The organism is Polaromonas sp. P1_E3, assembly GCF_056405935.1.
This window is the reverse complement of record NZ_JBFUBD010000401.1, coordinates 1-2,382: the sequence shown is the minus strand read 5'-3', so window position 1 is coordinate 2,382 and position 2,382 is coordinate 1. Positions and strand designations below refer to the sequence as shown.

Annotated in this window: 2 protein-coding genes; one reads left to right on the top strand and one right to left on the bottom strand. The window is 62.1% G+C overall.

The genetic code is table 11. The annotated features are described in order from the left end of the window. Nucleotides 1-939, bottom strand: a 939-nt coding sequence (locus AC1D0Z_RS19775) for an aminotransferase class I/II-fold pyridoxal phosphate-dependent enzyme (protein WP_477659881.1), incomplete at its 3' end; no start/stop codon positions are given. A 185-nt stretch (nt 940-1,124) separates the two neighbouring features. Here AC1D0Z_RS19775 and AC1D0Z_RS19770 point away from each other — a divergent pair. Then, a complete protein-coding gene (locus AC1D0Z_RS19770; protein ID WP_477659880.1) occupies nt 1,125-2,324 on the top strand; it encodes a cation:proton antiporter in 1,200 nt (399 codons plus the stop codon). The last annotated feature ends 58 nt before the right edge of the window (nt 2,325-2,382 follow it).

Sequence of the window (2,382 nt, the reverse complement as noted above, 5' to 3'; positions counted from 1 at the left end):
CATGTAGAGCACGTCGCGCCGCGCCTGGTATTGCGCGGTAATGTCCTTCACGCATTGCTGGTCGCCTTCCAGCGCGGCAATCGCCGCCACCTGCAGCGGGGTGAAGGTACCGTAATCGTGGTAGCTCTTGATGCGCGCCAGTGCGGCCACCAGGTCGGGGTTACCGACCATGAAGCCGACGCGCCAGCCCGCCATGTTGTAGCTTTTGGAGAGCGTGAAAAACTCCACCGCGATGTCTTTGGCGCCCGGCACCTGCATGATGGACGGCGCCTTCCAGCCGTCGAACACGATGTCGGCATAGGCCAGGTCGTGCACCACAAAAATGTCGTGCTTGCGCGCCAGCGCAATCACCTTTTCGAAAAACTCCAGCTCGACGCATTGGGCTGTCGGATTGGAAGGAAAACCCAGCACCATCATCTTGGGCTTGGGGTAGCTGCCGCGAATGGCTTTTTCGAGCTCGGCAAAAAAATCCGTGTCAGGTGTCAGCGGCACCGAGCGAATGTCCGCCCCCGCGATCACCGCGCCGTAAATGTGGATGGGGTAGCTTGGGTCCGGCACCAGCACGGTGTCGCCGCGGTCCAGCGTGGCCAGCATCAGGTGGGCCAGGCCTTCCTTGGAGCCAATGGTGACGATGGCCTCGGTGTCGGGGTCAATCGCCACCTGGTAGCGGCTCTCATACCAGTGCGCAATGGCGCGGCGCAACCGCGGGATGCCCTTGCTGGCCGAATAGYCGTGCGTGTCGGGCCGCTGCGCGACCTCGGTGAGCTTGGCCACGATATGGGCAGGCGTCGCCCCATCGGGGTTGCCCATGCTCATGTCGATGATGTCTTCGCCGCGCCGGCGCGCCGCGAGTTTCAGCTCGGCCGTGATGTTGAAGACGTAGGGGGGAAGGCGGTCAATGCGCGCAAAGCGGCGCTTGCCTGAAGTAGAGGCGGACATAAAAACTTTCACGTAAGCGCCCGGAACCGTCCGAGCGACGTGGCTGGCAATGGGGCCAGCCGATGCCATGGTAACCGGGCGGCAAACGGCTGTCACTGATTTTTGCCGCCCATCATCTACCATGCGGGGCTTGGCTACCGGCACAGAACCGCAGACACAAACCTAAAGGGCCCATGGATTCCGCAATGACCACCACCGAAACCTATTTGATTGCCATGGCGCTCATCTTTGCGGTGCCCTACCTGATCTGGCGGGTTCTGGGAACCGACTATTACGCGCCGCTGGTGGTGGTGCAGATGATTGCCGGCATTTTGCTGGGCCCGGGCATCCTGGGCAAGGTCTACCCGGATTACTACGCCTTTGTCTTCAGCGCACCGGTGGTGCAGTCGCTCAACGGCATCGCCTGGTGGGCCGTCATGGTGTTTGTCTGGATCGCCGGGATCGAGCTGGACCTCAAAAAAACCTGGGAACACCGGCGCGAAAGCGGCATCACGGCCGGCCTGGCACTCAGCACGCCGCTGATTTTGGGCTGCGTCGTGGCCGCGGGCCTGCTGATGTATCCGGGATGGCTGGGCCCACAAGGCATGCCCTGGCAGTTTGTTGTGGGTGTCGGCATGGCCTGCGCCGTGACGGCGCTGCCCGTGCTGATCCTGCTGATGGACAAGCTCGCCATCCTGCGCCAGCCCGTGGGCCAGCGCCTGATCCGCTATGCGAGCCTGGACGACATCGCGATCTGGGGTGTGCTGGCGCTGATCCTGATGGACTGGAAACGGGTGGGCACCCAGGCCGGCTTCCTGGTGGCTTTCGGCCTTGTGAGCTATGCCTTTCGCAAGCTCATGGTGTGGCTGCCCGAGCGTGACCGCTGGTACGTCGGGCTCATCTGGCTGATCGTCTGCGCCTTCGGTGCGGAATGGGCTGGCCTGGACTACATGATCGGGGCATTCCTGGCCGGCGCCGTCATTGACGGAGACTGGTTTGACCAGGAACACATGGACCTGCTGCGGCACCATGTGCTGCTGGTGATGATGCCTGTGTTCTTCCTGAGCGCGGGGTTGCGCACCAACTGGTCCGTGGGCGGTGAAGCCGTTTTTGTTGCTGCTGCGGTACTGCTGTTGGCATCAGTCGGCGGCAAGTTGCTGGGCACTTACATCGCCGGCAAGGTGCTGAAATGGGCGCCCGGTGAAGGCTCCATCATCGGCTGGCTGTTGCAGACCAAGGGCCTGATCATGATCATCTTTGTCAACATCCTGCTGAGCAAGAAAATCATCACCAACGAGACCTTCACCGCCCTGCTGCTGATGGCCATTGCCAGCACCATGCTGACGGTGCCGATGACGGCACCCCGGCTTCAGCGCATGAAGGAGATCATCTTTCGCTCGAAGTAAGCGGCGTAATCGGGGTAATCGGCCTTCTGGCGGCCTTCCAGCGGGCCAGCAGGAACTC